An 18,297-nucleotide genomic window follows, 5' to 3' on the forward strand; every position below is an offset into this window, starting at 1 on the left:
GTGGGTCAATCCTTGCTCGGATAGGATTACTTCCCGATCGGGATTTCCCTACACAGTCGTGGCGAAAGCATCACTAAGTCACGGAATAATAGGAATGCAGCATCGGATAATCGGGAAGTTTTTCCCGATTTTTGAGTGAGTGTTTTTGAGGTTGCCTATCAAAGGCGGAGAATGATTCTCTGCCGCCAGGGCGTGCCAGCGTCGTGCAGACGCCGGACGATGAAAATGCGATTGCCGAGTCGCGAACGACCGCGCCGCAAAGGCGACGCGATCAAAGGATCGTGTGAACGCCGCGATTAGGCCAACCGCAGACCGCTCTTGAAATTATCGTAGATCGTCTTTGCAGTTCGATTGAACGCCGGCAGCCGTTCGGCAACATCAGACTTGAGCCGCCCGGCGGCACCCTTCCCGAGCGCGACGTCAAGAGCCTGCGCGTAGACCGGGATCGCCGCCCAATCCGCCACCGTCTGTTCCATGATCTCGACGTGGAATTGGAAGCCGTAAGCATTATCGCGATAGCGGAAAGCTTGCACCGCGCAGGCATCCGACGATGCCAGCACATGCGCGTCGTCGGGCAGGCTGACGACTTCGGCGCCATGCCATTGCAAGACATCGATCGGATCTGAGATGCCTCGGAAAATACGATCGTTCAAACCCGCCTGGGTTTGCTTCACGGTCAATAGACCGACTTCCGGAGTCTTCCCCAGCGCGACCTCGCCGCCAATCGCGGCAGCGAGAAGCTGGTGTCCAAGGCATATGCCGAGATACGGCCGGCCGAGATCGACGACGAATTTTCGGATCGCGGCTTTCTCAGCAACAAGCCACGGATACTTGTCTTCCTGCCAGACGTCCTGAGGACCGCCCATAACGACCATCATGTCGTATGCCGACAGATCCGGCACCGTCTCTCCGGCATCAAGCTCGACGGTATCCCACGTCCATCCATCGGCTTTGAAGAACTCCCGAAAAATTCCGGGATGCTCGACATCGACGTGCTGAAGTACCAGAATTTTCATCGGCTCAATCCACCTTCTGCATCTCGATGCGCGCGAGCGTTAGGGCTCTTAAACGACACGAACTCGCAGACGGAAAACGTCTGCGAGTTCGAAAGATGATCGATCAGGGAGAATCTTGGCACCCTCCCTGCCGTCCGTCAGATGTCGAGCGTGTGGTCGCGTTCCCACTGCGTGAGGTGGGACACGTACGAGTTCCACTCCTTCATCTTCATCTTGATGTAAGAGTCGGAGAATTCCACGCCGAGTGCTTCCTTGAGCTCCGTGTCCTTGTCGAAGTTCCTCAAGGCATCGAGCAGATTGAGCGGCAGTTTCGGCGCATCCTTCACGAGATGACCGTCCTGGTACATGTCGATGTCCTGGCGCTTGCCCGGATCAGCCGACTTGTTGATGCCGCTGAGGCCTGCAGCAATGATGACCGACTGCAACAGGTACGGGTTCACGGCGCCATCCGGCAAACGGATCTCGAAGCGGCCCTTGCCCGGCACGCGAACCATGTGCGTGCGGTTGTTGCCGGTCCAGGTGACCGAGTTCGGCGCCCACGTTGCACCCGAAGCCGTTCTCGGCGCGTTGATGCGCTTGTACGAGTTGATCGTCGGGTTGGTGATGGCTGCGAGAGCTTCCGCGTGGCGCATGATGCCGCCGAGGAAGTGATAGCCCTGCTTCGACAGGCCCATCTCGTCGGACCCATCATAGAACGCGTTGACCTTGCCCGACTTATCCCAGACCGAGATATGCGCGTGGCAACCGTTGCCGGTGAGGTTCATGAACGGCTTCGGCATGAACGTGGCGCGAAGACCGTGCTTCTCGGCGATCGCACGCGTCATGAACTTGAAGAACGCGTGGCGGTCTGCAGTGAGCAGCGACTCGTCGAAGTTCCAGTTCATCTCGAACTGGCCGTTCGCGTCTTCGTGGTCGTTCTGGTATGCGCCCCAGTTCAGCTCCTGCATGTAATCGCAGATTTCGGCGATCACATCATAACGGCGCATCAGCGCCTGCTGGTCGTAGCAGGGCTTCGCGGCGTTGTCCTTGCCGTCCGACACCTGCGTGCCGTCGGAGTTGGTCAGGAAGAACTCGCATTCGACGCCGGTCTTGACGTAGAGACCTTTGGCGGCGGCCTGCTCGCGCAGCTTTTTGAGGATGACGCGCGGAGCCTGGGCAACCGGCTTGTCTTCCATGACGAGGTCGGCGGCAACCCAGCCGATCTCACGGTTCCACGGGAGCTGGATCAGCGACGTCGGATCGGGGACGCCGAAAAGATCCGGATGCGCCGGCGTCATGTCGAGCCAGGTTGCGAAACCGGCGAAACCTGCACCGTCCTTCTGCATATCGGCGATCGCCGAAGCAGGCACGAGTTTAGCGCGTTGATAACCGAAAAGGTCGGTGAACGAGATCATGAAATAGCGGATACCGCGTTCTTTCGCGATCGTCGCCAAGTCGAGATCTTGCGCACTCGGAGCTAGATCTAAAGGCATTTATCACTCCCGTGATTTTTGTCGTTTGTATTATTTAAATAGAAGGGGCGGCTTACAAGCCGCCCGCCCCATTATTGACTCCAGGAATCCAGTTCGTTCCGGCGAGCGGCACACGTGCCATCGCAGCGGCTTCCATCGTCAGTGCGCAAAGATCTTCCGGCTCGAGATTGTGAATATTGTTGTGACCGGCGGCGCGAGCCACGGTCTGAATCTCGAGGGTCATCACCTTGAGGTAGTTGGCGAGACGGCGGCCGGCACGAACCGGATCGAGAAGCTTCGACAGCTCCGGATCCTGCGTCGTGATGCCGGCAGGGTCTTTGCCCTCGTGCCAGTCGTCATAGGCGCCGGCTTCGGTGCCGATCTTCGCATACTCGGCGTTGAGGGCCGGATCGTTATCGCCGAGCGCTACCAGAGCGGCCATACCGATCGAAACCGCGTCCGCACCAAGAGCGAGAGCCTTGGCCGCGTCGGCACCGTTTCTGATTCCGCCCGAAACGATGAGCTGAACCTTGCGATGCATACCGAGATCCTGCAGTGCCTGCACCGCCGGACGGATACATGCGAGGATCGGCAGACCGACGTGCTCGATGAAGACTTCCTGCGTTGCGGCAGTGCCGCCCTGCATGCCATCGAGAACGATGACGTCGGCGCCGGCTTTGACCGCGAGAGCCGTGTCATAGTACGGGCGCGTACCACCGACCTTCACATAGATCGGCTTTTCCCATTCCGTGATTTCGCGCAGCTCGAGGATCTTGATTTCAAGATCGTCCGGTCCCGTCCAGTCCGGGTGACGGCAAGCCGAGCGCTGGTCGATGCCTTTCGGAAGGTTGCGCATCTCTGCGACGCGATCCGAGATCTTCTGGCCGAGCAGCATGCCGCCGCCGCCGGGCTTCGCACCCTGACCGACAACGACTTCGATCGCGTCGGCTTTGCGAAGATCGTCCGGGTTCATGCCGTAGCGTGACGGCAGGTACTGATAGACGAGCGTCTTGGACTGTCCGCGTTCTTCCGGCGTCATGCCGCCGTCGCCCGTCGTCGTCGACGTGCCGGCGATGCTTGCACCGCGGCCCAGCGCTTCCTTGGCGTTAGCCGAGAGCGCGCCGAAGCTCATGCCCGCGATCGTGATCGGGATCTTGAGTTCGATCGGCTTCTTCGCGAAGCGCGTTCCGAGCGTAACCGTCGTCGAGCATTTCTCACGGTATCCTTCGAGCGGATAACGTGAAACCGACGCGCCGAGGAACAGGAGGTCGTCGAAGTGCGGCAGGTGGCGTTTCGAGCCGCCGCCACGGATGTCATAGATGCCGGTCGCTGATGCACGACGGATTTCCGACAACGTATAATCGTCGAACGTCCAGGATTTCCGCGGCGTGGTCTGGGGGTTATGATAGCTCATCAGTATGCGTCCGCGTTATCGATGTTGAAGTTATAAAGCTTACGGGCCGAACCGTAGCGCTTGAATTCGCTCGACTTGACGTTCGAAAGTCCAGCGTCCTTGAGAAGCTTCGTCAGCGTCTCATGATGCTCGGGACGCATTTCCTTCTCGATGCAGTCGGCGCCGAGGCTTTTGACTTTGCCGCGGACGAACAGCTTCGCTTCGTAGATCGAGTCGCCAAGCGCATCGCCAGCATCGCCGCACACGACGAGATGACCGGACTGCGCCATGAACGCCGACATATGGCCGATGTTGCCATTGACGACGATGTTGATGCCCTTCATCGAGATGCCGCAACGCGAGGATGCGTTGCCTTCGATGACCAGCATGCCGCCACGGCCCGTAGCGCCGGCGTATTGGCTGGCGTCGCCTTTGATGACGACCTTGCCCGACATCATGTTCTCGGCAACGCCCGGACCGGCCGAACCGTGAACCGTGATTGCCGCCTGCTTGTTCATGCCGCCGCAGTAGTAGCCAACGCTACCCTTGACGTCGATGGCAATCGGAGCGTCGACGCCAACCGCGATGGCGTGCTGCCCGCGCGGATTTAAAACTTCCCACGACGCTTCATTGGCGCCCGAGTCTTGACGGTGAAGGTCTTCATTGAGTTCGCGCAGCGAACTCTTCGCGAGATCGATCGTTCTCATATGTCGGCACCCTAGCTGACGATTAGCGTTCCCAGAAATAGACAGTTGCGGGCTCAGGCTCCCACACATGCGCCTTATCGATATTGGGCAGATCAACCAGCGCCCGATATTCCGACCCGAACGCGACGTAATCGTCGTTTTCAGCCATGACCGCCGGCTTGCACGCGATCGGGTCGCGGACGACGCCGAAGCCGTTCTTCGTGCCGACGACGAAATTGAAGAAGCCGTCGAGATCATCGAGCGTGCCGCGCAGGGCGTCGCCGAGGTTGAGACCCTGCTTCATCCGCCACGTGATGTAAGCCGCAGCGACTTCGGTGTCGTTTTCCGTCTCGAAGCGGATGCCGTCGCGACGCAGTTCGCGCCGGAGGCTGGCATGGTTGGACAGCGAGCCGTTGTGCACGAGGCACTGGTCGGGACCGGTCGAGAACGGATGCGCGCCGAGCGTCGTAACCGCCGACTCGGTGGCCATACGCGTGTGGCCGATGGCATGGCTGCCGGACATCTTGGCAAGGTCGAAGCGCTTCGCGACATCGGTCGGGTAGCCGACTTCCTTGTAGATTTCGATCGCCTCGCCGGAGCCCATGATCCGGATGTTCGGGGTGTTCGCCCGGAGCCAGGTCACAACCGCGTCGGACTTGTCCGACGGAACGGTCAGGACGGCATGGCTGGACTTCAGGGCGAGGTCGGCCGCGACGCCGGCTTCTTTCTTGATCCGCTCAGCGAGACCCTTGAAGGCGTCGGCATCGGCCGACTGGATCGTGATCTTGCCTTTGCCCTTGCTCGGCGTGCCATAAACTGCGAACCCAGCCGAGTCCGGCCCACGTTCGCACATCGTCGTCAGCATGCCCGAGACCAAGCTTCCCAGCTGTGGTTCAAGCGCCTGATTTTTAAGAAAAAGACCCACAATTCCGCACATGACGGCCTGCCTTTTTGATTGAGAATGCTACACATCGACTTATGCGACTTTAAGGCCCCCGTCAACCAGTAAGAACATTTATTTCTCGAGAGGAACAAGGAATTTATTTTGCGGCACAATCCGGCTGTCGGCAGCGTGGGACGGGCTCCGTTGGCCAGCCAAGCAAAACATGTCCTCAAAACACAGACTTCGATGCCTGTGAAGCACTTCTTTTTCGCATCCCGAATGATTTACGGGCACCGGCGAGCCGCGGCGGACCCCGCTCCAACGCGGAACACCAGATCATCCGCAAACGGATGATCTCCCATTTGGTGGGGGGCGGACGCGGCACAGCTCATCTGCTCTCGCCGGGACAACGACGTCGCAACTACAATTCGAGATTCAGAACGATGTCGACAATGTTCGCTTACGGTCGCGGATGGTCGCCAAGCACATCGAGACGCTGCCACCGAACAGCGCTAGCATCAGCACCATACGTTCCACGCAACAGTTGTGAGCAAAACTCGTGAGCGCATTTTTCGCGAACTGCGGGCTTTCGAAAAAACTTCTGAGCTTCACATCTTATGAAATTTTTATGAAGCGCTCGACGCGGGCCGCGGTCGCGTTGTCTCTCTCATGCGCCGTATCAGCCGCAATATGGTTCGATGTACCAGCAGCGCACGGCGCCGATCAGGACATCGCAAAACGCCAGGCCGTCTATCGCGAAAAGCTCACCGCGTATGCCCACGCCTTCGAAGCTTATGATGCTCTCGCCGAGCCGTATTGGAAATCGATCTCGAAGAAGCGCGCGAAGCGCCGCGCTCGAGGCTCCTTCGAACATCTCGCGGCGAGCGATTACGTGTTGCAACAGCCGCCCATTTATTCCGGCCCGCCGAAGCCGACGAATCCCGAAGGCGCACCGTCGCCAGCAAAAGACATTCCTGTCGTCGCTGACTTTCTACGAGAAGCCAAAGCGCAATTCGGATTCGTACCCGAGACGCCAGCATCAGAGAATGACTACAAGCGCGCCTACGTCATCGCGGCGCGAGCCGCAGGCCTTACTGCCGCGCAATGCGTCAGAATTTACGCATTCGAATCCGGCGGCGACGGCAAATACGATGTACAGGCCGGCTTAGAATATGATGTGCCGTCCGCACGCGCCATCTCGACAGCCCTCGGCTACAATCAGTTGCTCAGCACCAACAGCGTCGAACTTCTCGCGGAAGCCGGCGATGAATTCGTCTCGAACCTGAAAGCCAAGGCAACCGCCGCAAAAGGCCTGCGCAAGATCGCCATCTTAAAAAGAATGATCGCCTTCAGCCGCAGCGTGCCCGATCGCTGGAACGATCACGCCCGCCTTGCCGATACGCCGAAAGGCATCGGCATCCATGCACTCAATCTCGACATCGACATCGGCCCGCTGCTGCAGGTGAGAAAACTTCTGACCTCGGTTGAATTCGCCAAGCGCCACGGCTTCGATGGATCGCTGTCAGCCGCCGAACTCGAAATGATGAATCTGACCGGCGACGGCAGCGGCTTCGAAATGGTGATGATGCCGGACCGCCTGCGCGAGAAGATCCCGACGTCGAATTTCTTCCAGCGCGGCGGCTATGAGCGCAATCCCGTCGCCGCCACCAACAACACGGTCGCCAAACTGATTGCCGCCACCAACACGAAAATGGACACCGAGGCGCAGCTCAATGGCGCGCGAACCCTGGCCGCCCTTTTCGAAAAATTCTAATCCGTCACGAAAGACGTACAAAAGATTACAAATCCGCGATGATTTGCGTCAGAGCAAAGCTTTCTTTCCTTGACTATCATTTTGGAAATCAATCCACTGCCTGCGCTCGCAATAGCTTGGCGCATCCGTTGTCCAAAGGGATGGGGATAGATGACGGCTTTCACCAGCGAACAAGTGCTCTCGGTCACGCATTGGACCGACACTCTTTTCAGCTTCACGGCAACGCGAAGCCCGAGCCTCCGCTTCGACAGCGGCCAATTCGTGATGATGGGCCTGGAGATCGAAGGCCGGCCCCTGACGCGCGCCTATAGCGTCGTGAGCGCCGCCTACGATGACTACCTCGAATTCTTGAGCATCAAGGTTCCAGACGGCGCGCTGACATCGAAACTGCAGCACATCAAGGAAGGCGACCGTATTCTCGTCGGACGCAAGCCGACCGGCACACTGATCCTTGCGAACTTGAAGGCCGGTAGGAACCTCTATCTCCTCGGAACGGGCACCGGTCTCGCACCGTTCATGAGCATCATTCGCGACCCCGAAGCCTACGAACGCTTCGACAAGGTTGTCCTCATGCATGGATGCCGTCTTGTTTCTGAACTCGCTTACGGCGACAGGATCATGCGCGAGCTTCCCCAAGACGAATATATCGGCGAGGCGATCCGCTCCAAGCTCATCTATTTCCCGACCGTTACGCGCGAGCCGTTCAAAAATCGCGGGCGCGTCACCGAGCTTTTGAAATCGCCGGAGTTCTATACCGAGATCGATCTGCCGGTGATTTCGAGCGAGCACGATCGCGTCATGATCTGCGGCAGCCCTTCGATGCTGAGCGAACTGAAGACATTCTGCATCGATCAAAGCTTCAAGGAAGGCAACTCCGGCGAGCCGGGCGATTTCGTCATCGAAAAAGCTTTCGTCGAAAAATAACTCTGCACCATCTCAACCTCTGATGCGTTCCAGATCGCAGGGCTTGTGCTCGCGCGGCATGAAGCGTTGCGCCGTAAGCTGACTGTGCCGCTTCAGGTATGAACTTCGATAAATAAGGTCTATAGTTTCGAGACGCCCGCCCGCATCCAACCAAGGAAGTCGAGAGCATGGCCGATTGGAATCTGAGAAGCACCCGTCGCGAATGGGACGATTGGCTCGGCATCTTCCTCGGGATCTTGATCGCGTTGGCGCCGTGGATCGTCGAAGAGGACGGAAATTCCTCCGTCGTCGCTAACGCCGCCGTCGCCGGCATCCTCATTATGGTCCTTGCCGAAGCCGATCTCGTCAAATTTCGACGCTGGATCGAAGTCTGCCAGTTGGCGTTGGGCGTATGGGTTGCGGCATCGCCCTTCATCTTCGACTACGCAGCAAGCGGCAGTCTTCGCCTCATCCACATGATCGCGGGCGTCGCCATTGCCGCGCTGAGCCTGCTCGAACTGCGGCAGCGCGGACCAGAACCCGAATAACCACCGATGACCGGAGATCATACATGGCGTTGCATCATGTAAGCCCGGGAGAAATTGCCGACCTCGGACCACTCGGACCAAACCTCGTCGGCACGAAAACATGCGCCGTTGCGAAGACAGCGGCGTTCGAAGCCATCCGTTTGGTTCTGAAAGCGGGAAGCGAGCTGCCGGCGCACGACGTGCCGGGTGAGATCATGCTGCATTGTATTGAGGGACGCGTCGCTCTGTCGTTCGACAATCGAACCGTAGAGCTTTCCGCTGGCCAATGGATCTATCTCGACGGCGGCAAGCGCCATGCCGTCAGCAGCATCGAAGATTCTTCGCTGCTGCTGACGATTCTGTTTCCGCGCTGACGAACTGAACAACCTCGCAGCGCGCAACCCAATTGCGTTACGAAACTGACGAGAGTAACCGCCGGACTTGCTGTTTTACGCGAGCCGGGACGTGATCCGGCAGATAGCCGCTGTTGTGAAGCGACTTCGCCCAGCTACCGATCGTATCGGACGTGCCGGAACGCGCCGACTCCAGCGCATGCTGGATCGAATCCAGGTTTGCGTCGAGCGTGCTTCGCCGGCGAACGGTTGATCGTCCCGCAAGCGTCCCGATCGCAAATCCGAGCACGCCGACGGCAACGAGCGTCAGCACGGGATTGTTTTTAAGAACGTCCACGCCCTCTTGCACGACGTTGGCGACGCCGTTGCCATTGGCGTCATCAGACGTCAGGTTTCGGCCGTGTTCGTCGGTGGTGGCGTAATCGGATGTTGGGGTGCTCTGCATCTGTGAATGACCTCAAGATGTTTGAGAAGACGTATCTGGTTGAGCTTCGGCGGCAGTTCCGCCCGGCCGGCTGACCACATAAAGACCGGCAGCTGCGGCGAGCAGGATCGGCCAGTTTTTCATGCCGGTTCTGAGAACGGCAGGAAGAACGATCGGCGCGGCAGACGTCACCATCGCCATCACCGTTTCGTCGTCGAAAATCGAGGGAGAGCCATTCACGCTCGCAAGCTCATCCTTGGGCGCGTCACTCGCAAGGGTCGAATCTGCCGCTACCGCTTGCTGCCGGCTCTCAGCCTGCCGCCGACGAATTCGAACGACCAGCGCCACGATGAATCCGAGCAGACAGAATGCGCCCGCGACCATCAGCGTGCCGAGTTCAGAACCGTAAATCCGATCGAGATAGAGCGTGAGGCTCGTCGCGCCGAAACCCAGCGCGATCAAAAACGGGATAGCGATGACGATCCTGTTTCCGAGATCACCGATCGCTGAATCGACCGTCTGTTCAGCACGTTTGAAGAGGGCCGCGAACATTGATGTATCCTGTCGTTAGGCCTTCCACAGAGCGCCGAGTACAAAGCCCGCGGCAACCGCCAGGCCAAGCGTCGTCATCGGTTGATCGGCAACGGATTTGTCGAGCGCCTTGGAGAAATTCTTGCCGACCTTCTGAACGTTGGTACTGAGTTCCGCGCCCTGCGCGAGAAGCTCGTCGCGTGTCTGCTCGACGTGCGCCGCTGCGCGTCCAACGGCGTCCGCAGCCCGCGTTCCCGCATCAGTAACGCGCTCCACCATATCGTCTGAACGACCTTCGGGAGTGTCCTGTCGTGCCATTGCTTGCCTCGTTGCTTGAAATGATCGTGCGCCGCATCAATCAGAGACCAAACGTTGCGTCCGGCGACTTTGTTCCGGCCGGACTTAGTAAGTTCCCGTGAGGGCGGCGCCCGGCTGCGGCGCACTCGCGGGGACCGGCGAATGCGCAGCTTCAGAAAGCGTGTCCAAGTTCAGAGAAACGATCAGATCCGCTAAGCGGTTGAACACCTGCGCCTGCGCATCGCCGCGTGACGAGACGGAGATATGTCCCGCCGTCCGCGTGAGATCGAGAACCGCAACTTGCGCGTTCGGGAATTTCTCGGCGCCCTTCTTCGCCATGAAAGCGAGAGCTTTCTCTGCGACACCCGCTACTGTGATGAAAACAAGGTTCTTCGGAGCCGAAACGCGGCCTGGATCGACACTCGACAGCGCCGTTAAGCCGGAGGCACTGAGCACGGCATGGGCCGCACCCGGCACACGCGCATTGATCGCACCGACCATAAATCTTGCCGCGAATGTATCGAAGACGCCACGAACCGGGACGATCAGAACGGCAGCGTCATCTTTACCGACATCCGGAAAAGTCTCCGAAGCGACATCGCCGATCGACTCTTCGAGCTCTTTTATCGCCTCATCGTCGAAGCGCCCGCGACGGCGATCGATCACGGCGAAGTGCAAGGATGGAAAGACGAGATTGTCCAGAACGGCTTCCGACGACGACGTGTCCCGCGCCTCTTCGATCTGATCGTTCGCCGCATACGAGTCGCCTGAAAGCAGGCGGTGATAGAATTCCTGTTGCTCCGATAACGGCGGCTCGTCGCCAAGTAGCACCGAAACGAATTCGAGATCTGGGATGTACCGCCCCAGCACCACGACAACGAGCGTCAGAGGCGCCGCGAGCACCAACCCGATCGGTCCCCAGATCAGCGTCCAGAAACTTGCGGCGAGGATCATCGCGAACGGCGACAGGCCCGCGCGCTTGCCGAGAAAGAATGGCTCCAGCACCTGCCCCATCACGGGCTCTCCGATAGCAAAGAGCGCAAGCGTGCAGATGGCTTTCGTCCAGCCGGGATCGACGGCGGCGGCCAGCAGAATGGGCGGAATCGCAGCGACGTAAACACCGATGAACGGCACGAACCTCATGACGAAGGCCACGACGCCCCAGAGCGGCGCGTTCGGAACGCCGACGATCATCAGCACACAGCCAACGAACACGCCGAACGAAGCATTGAGCATGACCTGCCCCGTGAAGAGGGCGGACAGCCGTTCACCGGCATCCGACATCGCCGACGTCGTCTCGGTCATGTTGTCGGTGCCGAAAACCCGGACGATACGATCCCTGAGATCGCGGTACTGCGCCAACAGGAAAAGCGTGAACAGGAAGGTCAGCGCCATTTGCGCCAGCGGCTCAGCCAGGATTTGGATGCCGTACCAAGTATCGCTGGTGGTTTCCTGCGCGACGACGACTTTCGTTTCTGGCTTGCCGTCCGGCTTGGTCGACTGCTCGCCGCCAAGCTTCAATTCGCGGTTGAGCATTTTCTGGTAGGTTTCGACAGCGTCGATCGCCCGGGTGACGACACCGGACGGCGCCGAACTGCCGACAACGGCGTGAACCTTATCCATGACATTGGAGCGATAAGCTGGAAGCTCAGCCGTCAACGACAAAAGCTGCGAGCTGAGTGCAATCGAGGCGCCGAGCAAAAGCCCCGTCGTCGCCACGACCACCGAGAACACCGAAAGCCATTCCGGCACCGAGTGCTCTTCAAGCCAGCGAACAATCGGTACCAGGATGAAACAACCGATGACCGCGAGCGCCAGCGGGACAAGGACCGCCCGCCCAAGCACGAGCGTCGCAATCACAAGCGCCGCAACCACCAACGCGGCGGACAATGTGCGGAGAGAATTAGCCAGCAGCGGCATAGGGCAGGTTCCAACGAAGCGCTGGTCCTGAACACCTCATCGGCCGCACTTGTTCCGCCACGACGGAACGCAATCGCACATTCTCCAAGAAGTTCCGATTGACGGCCGACGCCGGGCATCCCTATCCAGCTGACGATCACTTTCGATTCAACGCGCGGATCGCCGATGCAGGTGACGAACCTCGAAATTCCAGGCTTGAAGCTGATCGTCCCGCCGCGCTTTGAGGACGAGCGCGGATTTTTCTCTGAAACCTATAGCGAAAAGGCTCTGAAGGAGGCCGGTATTCCTGCCCCCTTCGTTCAGGACAATTTTTCGTTGTCGACGCGCAAGGGCACGATCCGCGGCCTGCATTTTCAGAAAGCACCCTGTGCCCAGGCCAAGCTCGTCCGCGTAAACCGCGGCCGCGTCCTCGACGTAGCTGTCGACATCAGGAGCTCCTCGCCCACCTACGGCAAGCACGTCGCCATCGAGCTAACGCGAGAGAACTGGGCGCAGATCTACATTCCCGCCGGTTTCGCGCACGGCTTCTGCACGCTCGAAGACGACACCGAGGTTGCCTACAAAACCTCCGCACCCTACGCCCCCGAAGCCGAGGGCGGAATTCTCTGGTCCGACCCGACCCTTGCAATCGCCTGGCCCGTTGCCCCGAGCGACGTGACAGTTTCCGACAAGGATGCGCGCCTACCCTCCTTCGCGAATATGGCCATAGCCTTCTGAGACCGCGCGGCTTCTCGGGGGAAGGATGCGCGCATGAAAGTCATCATAACCGGCGGCGCAGGCTTTATCGGCTCCGCGCTCGTTCGCCATCTCGTGCGCGATCGCGATTGGCATGTCGCGAACGTCGACAAGCTGACCTATGCCGCCAATCTCGACTCCCTGATGTCCGTTTCAAGCGCGCCGAACCACCGCTTCTTTCCCGCCGACATCTGCGATGCGTCCGCGATGGACGCCATCTTCGCCGACGTTGAACCCGACGCCATTATCCATCTCGCGGCCGAAACCCATGTCGATCGCTCGATCAACGGCTCGGCGGAATTCATCACGACGAACATCCTCGGCACGCACGTGTTGCTGGAATCCGCGCGGCGCTATTTCTCGAAGCTCGATGAGGCGGCGCAGAGCCGCTTCCGCTTTGTCCATGTCTCGACGGATGAAGTTTTCGGCTCGCTGCCACCCGGCGGCTTTTTTACCGAGACCACGGCTTACGATCCGCGCTCGCCGTATTCCGCGAGCAAAGCCGCCTCCGATCATCTCGCGAGTGCCTGGCACGCGACCTACGGCCTGCCGACAATTACGACCAACTGCTCGAACAACTACGGTCCGCATCAGTTTCCCGAAAAGCTGATTCCGCTCGTCATTCTGAATGCGCTGGAAGGCAAGCCTCTGCCAGTCTACGGCGACGGCCGGCAGGTACGCGATTGGCTTCATGTCGACGACCATGTAACGGCGCTGACCCGCGTTGTCGAACGCGGACGCGTCGGCGAAACCTATAACATTGGCGGCCGCGCACCGATGGAGAACATCGCCGTCGTCGAAGCCATCTGCGAAGCCTTGGACGCGCTCCGTCCGTCGCAGCGGCCGCGGCGCGACCTCATCGTTCATGTCGAAGATCGCCCGGGCCATGACCGCCGCTACGCGATTGATCCGTCGAAGATCGAATCCGAGCTTGGCTGGCGCGCCGAGCGATCGTTCTCAACGGGCATCGCGGATACGGTGCAATGGTATCTGGACAACGAAAGCTGGTGGCGTCCACTGCGTGACGGCATTTACTCGGGATCGCGCCTTGGACTTCTGACTCCCACCGCACCTGCCGAAACTCAACGCATCGGTACCGCCGCGTGAGTGGGATCAAAGGCATCATTCTGGCAGGTGGCAGCGGCACGCGCCTTTATCCGTTGACCCTCGCAATCTCGAAGCAGCTGCTGCCGGTCTACGACAAGCCGATGATCTATTACCCGCTGACAGCTCTGATGCTGGCGGGCATTCGCGACATCCTGATTATCACGACGCCTCAGGATCAGGACCAGTTCAAGCGACTGCTTGGCAACGGCGCGCAATTCGGAGTTCGCCTGAGCTATGCCGTTCAGCCGACGCCAGCCGGGCTCGCGCAGGCCTTCATCATCGGCCGCGACTTCATCGGCGACGATCGATGCGCTCTCGTCCTCGGAGACAATATCTTCTACGGCCACGGCTTCGCCGACATGGTCCGCAACGCCGCGGCACGCCCATCCGGCGCAACGATCTTCGCTTATCAGGTTGCGGAACCCAAACGCTACGGCGTCGTGACATTTGACGGCGCCGGGCGAGCCATATCCATCGAAGAGAAACCACAAGCCCCAAAATCGAACTGGGCGGTGACCGGCCTCTACTTCTACGACAATCGCGTCGTCGATCTGGCGCAGAAGGTTCGCCCCTCCGCGCGCGGTGAGCTTGAAATCACCACGCTCAACGAAATGTACATGAAGCTGGAAAGCCTCTACGTCGTGATGATGGGACGCGGCTTCGCGTGGCTCGACACCGGTACGTTCGACAGTCTGCAGGATGCGAGCGAGTATATGTCGACGATGGAACGGCGACAGGGTCTGAAAATCTCCTGTCCCGAAGAGGTCGCGCTGCGCCTCGGATTCGTTACACCCGACGAAATGCGGACATGGGTCGCGCATCTCGGAAGCAATACCTATGCGCGATACGTCGAAGGCGTCATCGCCGAACTCGACATGCCGAATCAGTCGGCGTCATAATCTGACGACGCGGACCCGTCCGTCCGTACGAAGCGTAATTGCCCCCAGAACCCGGCCGATTCGAACCGCAAGTTCCGGTCCGGCATATTGACATTTTCCGGTTGCTGGCCACACCTGCCCGTGCACGCCACAAATTTTAATTTGGGATAAGGCGCGCGACCGCCAAATGCCGCGCACGGCAACGGGGATTTGCCGGTAAAAGGCTTTGCCGGGCGGTGAAAGGCAGCGCCACATTCATTGCTTGGACGGCATTTAAGAAGAATGCCGGTCAAACGGGGATTCGTCATCGCACTTTGAGCGAGAGGTTCATGCCGTCGGATACGCTGGATTTGCTGAAACGCCTCGCTCGCGACTACGGCCGCGAGTATGCGCCTCAGTACGCCTGGGCAATCGTCGCGATGATCCTCGTCGCGGGCACGACGGCGCTCAGCGCCTACCTGATGAAGTACGTGATCGATACGATCTTCGTACAGCAGAACCGCGCCGCACTGACCGGGATCACGCTCGGCATCGTCGCCATCTTCCTCGTCAAAGGTTTGGCGGCCTACGCGTCCGAAGTGATGGTCGGCACCATCGGCAATCGTCTCGTCGCGGAAACGCAGAGGCGCATGTTCAACCACCTTCTGAAGGTGGACATCGCGTTCTTCCAAAACCATTCCTCGAGCGATCTCGTCACGCGCATTTCAAATAATGCGGCCGCGACGCGCGACGTCCTGAACATGATCTCGATGAGCTTCGGCCGCGACCTGTTCACGATCATCGGCTTGGTCGCAACTATGATCATCCTCGATCCGATCATGACCGCGATATCGCTCATCGGCGGCCCGCTCATCGCCATCACATCGCGGAAGCTGCGCAAGCGCGTGCAGAAAGCCGCCAAGAGCGAGGTGAACAAGACCGCTGGTGTCATTCAGGCGACCCGCGAGCTGAGCCAGGGAACGCAGGTCGTCAAATCGTTCCAGCTCGAGAACCACATGCGCACGCGCGCGATGAACGCCATCAGCGCCGTCGAACGCCTCAACATCAAGATGCTGCGTATCAAGGCGACAGTGAACCCGATGATGGAAGCCGCAGGTGGCTTCGCCGTCGCCGGTGTGGTATTCTACGCTGGTTGGCGCAATCTCAACTACGGCGATACGCCCGGCCAGTTTTTCGCATTCATCACGGCGCTGCTGATGTGCGCCGATCCGGCGCGGCGCGTATCGCGCGTGCATCTTCAGCTTGCGTCCGCCATGGTCGGCGTCCGCATGATGTATGAACTGCTGGACACCCCCGCGAAAGAAGACGAGCCCCCTGGCAAGCCTGCGATCGAAGTCAAAGGCGGCGAAATTGAATTCCACGGCGTCACGTTCTCTTACGTGCCCGGCAAGCCCATCATCAGCGGCTTGAACTTGATCGCCCCGGCAGGAAAGACGACAGCGCTCGTCGGCCTCTCCGGCGGCGGCAAGACGACGATCTTCGCGCTGCTGCAGCGCTTCCGCGAACCCGATTCCGGATACATCACGATCGACGGCCAGAACATCGCGACGTCGTCGCTACCGTCCGTCCGCCGCAACATCTCGACGGTCGGGCAGGATGCCTTCCTCTTCGATGGCACGATCATCGACAATATCCGCACGGGCCTTGAATCCGCGTCCGACCAACAGTGCATCGACGCCGCGAAGTCCGCGAACGCGGACGAGTTCATCGTCAAGCTGCCGATGAAGTATGACTCTCCGGTCGGAGAGCTTGGCACTCAGGTTTCCGGCGGACAGCGTCAGCGCATCGCCCTCGCACGGGCGTTCCTGAAGGACGCCCCGATCATCCTTCTCGACGAACCGACGTCGGCACTCGACAGCCACACCGAGGAAATCATCCAGCGTGAGCTGAAGCAGTTGACGACAGGAAAGACCACGCTGGTCATCGCCCACCGACTCTCGACAATTCTGCACGCCGATCTCATTCACGTCATCGACGCCGGCCGCATCATCGAAAGCGGCACGCACGACGAGTTGCTCGCCCAAGGCGGAGCCTACAGCCGCCTGTTCAAGCTCCAGTTTGCAAAATACGCCGAACAGAAAGATGCGCTGGCCCACGCCGTCTAGTGCGCGGCGCGCACTCCGTCGCGACTGAACGATTGCACCGCGAGGGCCGCGAGCGCGAGCACCGCACCGAAGCCGCAGACCGCGAGCCAGCCGTCGTAATCCCACGCAATGATCCCGCCGATGGAACCCAGAGCGCCGCCGGCAAACATCGTGGTCATGAAAACGGTGTTGAGCCGGCTACGCGCGCCCGGATGAAGGTCGTAGATCACGTGCTGGTTTGAAATCATCGTGCTCTGCGCGCCAAGATCCATGATGATCACGCCCGCCACCAATCCGGCGAGTTGATCCCAGGCGGCGAAGAGCAGCCACGATAGGACGACAAGACCCGCTCCGAGGCGAAGTACAAGCCCGCTTCCGCGCGTGTCCGCCAGACGCCCGGCAAGCGGCGCCGCAATAACGCCGGCCGCACCAACTATTCCGAATAATCCGGCTGCATCGGCACCGAGATTGAAATGCGGCTCTTCGAGGTGCAGCGCAAGCACGGTCCAGAACGCCGAAAAAGATCCGAACGCCGCAGCCTGCATCAGGCTCGCCCGCCGCAGCTTCGGCTCCGAGGTCCAGAGATGCAGCAGTGATCTGAGCGCCGCCGTGTATCTGATGCCCGAGTGCGGATAATTTCGCGGCAAGGCAATCGCCATGGCGATCGCTCCCGCAACAGACATCGGCAACCCGAGCTGAAACATCTCGCGCCAACCGGCATAGGTCGCGACAACACCCGACAGCAGCCGGCTAAGCAAAATTCCGCATAGCAACCCCGCCATCACCATGCCGATCGTGCTGCCGCGTCTCTCAGCGGAGGCGAGCGATGCGGCGAATGGAATGATCTGCTGCGCCACCGACGCACATGCGCCGACGATCAGCGACGCGCCAACCAGCGCCGCAGCATTCGGCGCCAGCGACGCCGCATACGACGCCAGCCCAAGAATGACGAACTGCGCAACGATCAGTCGTCGGCGATCCATAAGATCACCGAGCGGCACAAGCAAAAAAAGCCCGAGCCCGTAGCCGATCTGCGTCGCGGTTGGGATAAGCCCGACCCACCACGAGCCGGAGAACTCCCGCTTGATGACGCCGAGCATCGGCTGGTTGTAATAAATATTCGCAACGGCGACCCCGCAGGCGACGGCCATCGTCAAAATCAATCCGAGGCTCAAGGTCCGTTGACCAAACTGAGCGGATCCCGTCGTTTCGCTGCTCATCCGCCCTTTCGCCGTCAAACGGTCGTGAACATCATGCACTATTGCAGGAGAGTACGCTTCGGAACCAACGTTCTTCCCACCGCGTAACTATTCGGCTTCCATCCGAGCAGGAATT

The 18,297-nt window shown here is 59.7% G+C and carries 18 protein-coding genes; 8 read left to right on the forward strand and 10 right to left on the reverse strand.

Going from position 1 to position 18,297, the window contains the following annotated elements:
• Positions 1–296 precede the first annotated feature (296 nt).
• The 5 genes from HYPGJ_RS10985 to HYPGJ_RS11005 all read right to left on the reverse strand — a co-directional run bounded on the left by HYPGJ_RS10985 (position 297) and on the right by HYPGJ_RS11005 (position 5,483).
• Positions 297–1,016, reverse strand: a complete 720-nt coding sequence (locus HYPGJ_RS10985; RefSeq protein WP_046847209.1) for a type 1 glutamine amidotransferase — start codon at positions 1,014–1,016, stop codon at positions 297–299.
• A gap of 137 nt (positions 1,017–1,153) precedes the next feature.
• Entirely contained in the window at positions 1,154–2,488 is a 1,335-nt protein-coding gene (gene glnT, locus HYPGJ_RS10990; RefSeq protein ID WP_046847210.1) for a type III glutamate--ammonia ligase, read from the reverse strand.
• A 52-nt stretch (positions 2,489–2,540) separates the two neighbouring features.
• On the reverse strand, positions 2,541–3,881 hold the full coding sequence (locus tag HYPGJ_RS10995) for an FMN-binding glutamate synthase family protein (protein ID WP_046847211.1): 1,341 nt from the start codon (positions 3,879–3,881) through the stop codon (positions 2,541–2,543).
• Positions 3,881–4,567, reverse strand: coding sequence for a GXGXG domain-containing protein (locus HYPGJ_RS11000; RefSeq protein WP_046847212.1), 687 nt, complete (start codon positions 4,565–4,567; stop codon positions 3,881–3,883). The genes HYPGJ_RS10995 and HYPGJ_RS11000 overlap by 1 nt, the downstream gene beginning before the upstream one ends.
• Positions 4,568–4,589: 22 nt before the next feature.
• On the reverse strand, positions 4,590–5,483 hold the full coding sequence (locus HYPGJ_RS11005) for a glutamine amidotransferase family protein (RefSeq protein WP_046847213.1): 894 nt from the start codon (positions 5,481–5,483) through the stop codon (positions 4,590–4,592).
• 505 nt (positions 5,484–5,988) lie between these two features.
• On the opposite strand from HYPGJ_RS11005, the gene HYPGJ_RS11010 reads away from it, so the two are divergent.
• The 4 genes from HYPGJ_RS11010 to HYPGJ_RS11025 all read left to right on the forward strand — a co-directional run bounded on the left by HYPGJ_RS11010 (position 5,989) and on the right by HYPGJ_RS11025 (position 9,007).
• Positions 5,989–7,203 (forward strand): hypothetical protein, encoded by a 1,215-nt coding sequence (locus HYPGJ_RS11010; RefSeq protein ID WP_070104065.1) that lies wholly within the window; start codon positions 5,989–5,991, stop codon positions 7,201–7,203.
• Between the two features lie 150 nt (positions 7,204–7,353).
• Positions 7,354–8,127 (forward strand): ferredoxin--NADP reductase, encoded by a 774-nt coding sequence (locus HYPGJ_RS11015; protein WP_046847214.1) that lies wholly within the window; start codon positions 7,354–7,356, stop codon positions 8,125–8,127.
• 167 nt (positions 8,128–8,294) lie between these two features.
• Positions 8,295–8,654: an SPW repeat protein gene (locus HYPGJ_RS11020; protein ID WP_046847215.1), complete on the forward strand. Its 360-nt coding sequence runs from the start codon at positions 8,295–8,297 to the stop codon at positions 8,652–8,654.
• A gap of 23 nt (positions 8,655–8,677) precedes the next feature.
• Positions 8,678–9,007 (forward strand): cupin domain-containing protein, encoded by a 330-nt coding sequence (locus HYPGJ_RS11025; protein WP_046847216.1) that lies wholly within the window; start codon positions 8,678–8,680, stop codon positions 9,005–9,007.
• A gap of 37 nt (positions 9,008–9,044) precedes the next feature.
• Here the strand turns inward: HYPGJ_RS11025 and HYPGJ_RS11030 are convergent, their stop codons facing one another.
• From HYPGJ_RS11030 to HYPGJ_RS11045, 4 genes are all read right to left on the reverse strand, one after another.
• Positions 9,045–9,431: a hypothetical protein gene (locus tag HYPGJ_RS11030; RefSeq protein WP_046847217.1), complete on the reverse strand. Its 387-nt coding sequence runs from the start codon at positions 9,429–9,431 to the stop codon at positions 9,045–9,047.
• Between the two features lie 12 nt (positions 9,432–9,443).
• A complete protein-coding gene (locus tag HYPGJ_RS11035; RefSeq protein ID WP_046847218.1) occupies positions 9,444–9,962 on the reverse strand; it encodes a hypothetical protein in 519 nt (172 codons plus the stop codon).
• Positions 9,963–9,977: 15 nt separating this feature from the next.
• Positions 9,978–10,259 carry a hypothetical protein gene (locus tag HYPGJ_RS11040; protein ID WP_046847219.1) on the reverse strand — a complete coding sequence of 94 codons (282 nt, stop codon included), beginning with the start codon at positions 10,257–10,259 and terminating at the stop codon, positions 9,978–9,980.
• A gap of 84 nt (positions 10,260–10,343) precedes the next feature.
• Entirely contained in the window at positions 10,344–12,158 is a 1,815-nt protein-coding gene (locus tag HYPGJ_RS11045; RefSeq protein ID WP_046847220.1) for an AI-2E family transporter, read from the reverse strand.
• Positions 12,159–12,323: 165 nt separating this feature from the next.
• On the opposite strand from HYPGJ_RS11045, the gene rfbC reads away from it, so the two are divergent.
• The 4 genes from rfbC to HYPGJ_RS11065 all read left to right on the forward strand — a co-directional run bounded on the left by rfbC (position 12,324) and on the right by HYPGJ_RS11065 (position 16,983).
• Positions 12,324–12,875, forward strand: coding sequence for a dTDP-4-dehydrorhamnose 3,5-epimerase (gene rfbC / locus HYPGJ_RS11050; protein WP_046847221.1), 552 nt, complete (start codon positions 12,324–12,326; stop codon positions 12,873–12,875).
• Positions 12,876–12,908: 33 nt separating this feature from the next.
• Positions 12,909–14,000, forward strand: coding sequence for a dTDP-glucose 4,6-dehydratase (gene rfbB / locus HYPGJ_RS11055; RefSeq protein ID WP_046847222.1), 1,092 nt, complete (start codon positions 12,909–12,911; stop codon positions 13,998–14,000).
• A gap of 5 nt (positions 14,001–14,005) precedes the next feature.
• On the forward strand, positions 14,006–14,899 hold the full coding sequence (gene rfbA / locus HYPGJ_RS11060; RefSeq protein ID WP_200185752.1) for a glucose-1-phosphate thymidylyltransferase RfbA: 894 nt from the start codon (positions 14,006–14,008) through the stop codon (positions 14,897–14,899).
• A 308-nt stretch (positions 14,900–15,207) separates the two neighbouring features.
• The gene (locus HYPGJ_RS11065) at positions 15,208–16,983 is read left to right on the forward strand and encodes an ABC transporter ATP-binding protein (RefSeq protein ID WP_046848334.1); all 1,776 of its coding nucleotides are present in this window, start codon (positions 15,208–15,210) and stop codon (positions 16,981–16,983) included.
• Here HYPGJ_RS11065 and HYPGJ_RS11070 read toward each other — a convergent pair.
• Positions 16,980–18,182 carry an MFS transporter gene (locus HYPGJ_RS11070; protein ID WP_052750882.1) on the reverse strand — a complete coding sequence of 401 codons (1,203 nt, stop codon included), beginning with the start codon at positions 18,180–18,182 and terminating at the stop codon, positions 16,980–16,982. The genes HYPGJ_RS11065 and HYPGJ_RS11070 overlap by 4 nt on opposite strands.
• Between the last annotated feature and the right edge of the window lie 115 nt (positions 18,183–18,297).

Origin of the sequence: Hyphomicrobium sp. GJ21 (assembly GCF_001006785.1) — a bacterium.
GTDB lineage: Bacteria > Pseudomonadota > Alphaproteobacteria > Rhizobiales > Hyphomicrobiaceae > Hyphomicrobium_B.

Bases quoted from the DNA above. Each gene is read 5' to 3' on its own strand.
- rfbB (WP_046847222.1), top strand. From the start codon at position 12,909: ATGAAAGTCATCATAACCGGCGGCGCAGGCTTTATCGGCTCCGCGCTC.
- HYPGJ_RS11005 (WP_046847213.1), bottom strand. From the start codon at position 5,483: ATGTGCGGAATTGTGGGTCTTTTTCTTAAAAATCAGGCGCTTGAACCA.
- HYPGJ_RS10995 (WP_046847211.1), bottom strand. From the start codon at position 3,881: ATGAGCTATCATAACCCCCAGACCACGCCGCGGAAATCCTGGACGTTC.
- HYPGJ_RS11020 (WP_046847215.1), top strand. From the start codon at position 8,295: ATGGCCGATTGGAATCTGAGAAGCACCCGTCGCGAATGGGACGATTGG.
- HYPGJ_RS11035 (WP_046847218.1), bottom strand. From the start codon at position 9,962: ATGTTCGCGGCCCTCTTCAAACGTGCTGAACAGACGGTCGATTCAGCG.
- HYPGJ_RS11000 (WP_046847212.1), bottom strand. From the start codon at position 4,567: ATGAGAACGATCGATCTCGCGAAGAGTTCGCTGCGCGAACTCAATGAA.
- HYPGJ_RS11065 (WP_046848334.1), top strand. From the start codon at position 15,208: ATGCCGTCGGATACGCTGGATTTGCTGAAACGCCTCGCTCGCGACTAC.
- rfbC (WP_046847221.1), top strand. From the start codon at position 12,324: ATGCAGGTGACGAACCTCGAAATTCCAGGCTTGAAGCTGATCGTCCCG.
- glnT (WP_046847210.1), bottom strand. From the start codon at position 2,488: ATGCCTTTAGATCTAGCTCCGAGTGCGCAAGATCTCGACTTGGCGACG.
- HYPGJ_RS11070 (WP_052750882.1), bottom strand. From the start codon at position 18,182: ATGAGCAGCGAAACGACGGGATCCGCTCAGTTTGGTCAACGGACCTTG.
- HYPGJ_RS11030 (WP_046847217.1), bottom strand. From the start codon at position 9,431: ATGCAGAGCACCCCAACATCCGATTACGCCACCACCGACGAACACGGC.
- HYPGJ_RS11040 (WP_046847219.1), bottom strand. From the start codon at position 10,259: ATGGCACGACAGGACACTCCCGAAGGTCGTTCAGACGATATGGTGGAG.
- HYPGJ_RS11025 (WP_046847216.1), top strand. From the start codon at position 8,678: ATGGCGTTGCATCATGTAAGCCCGGGAGAAATTGCCGACCTCGGACCA.
- HYPGJ_RS11015 (WP_046847214.1), top strand. From the start codon at position 7,354: ATGACGGCTTTCACCAGCGAACAAGTGCTCTCGGTCACGCATTGGACC.
- HYPGJ_RS11045 (WP_046847220.1), bottom strand. From the start codon at position 12,158: ATGCCGCTGCTGGCTAATTCTCTCCGCACATTGTCCGCCGCGTTGGTG.
- HYPGJ_RS10985 (WP_046847209.1), bottom strand. From the start codon at position 1,016: ATGAAAATTCTGGTACTTCAGCACGTCGATGTCGAGCATCCCGGAATT.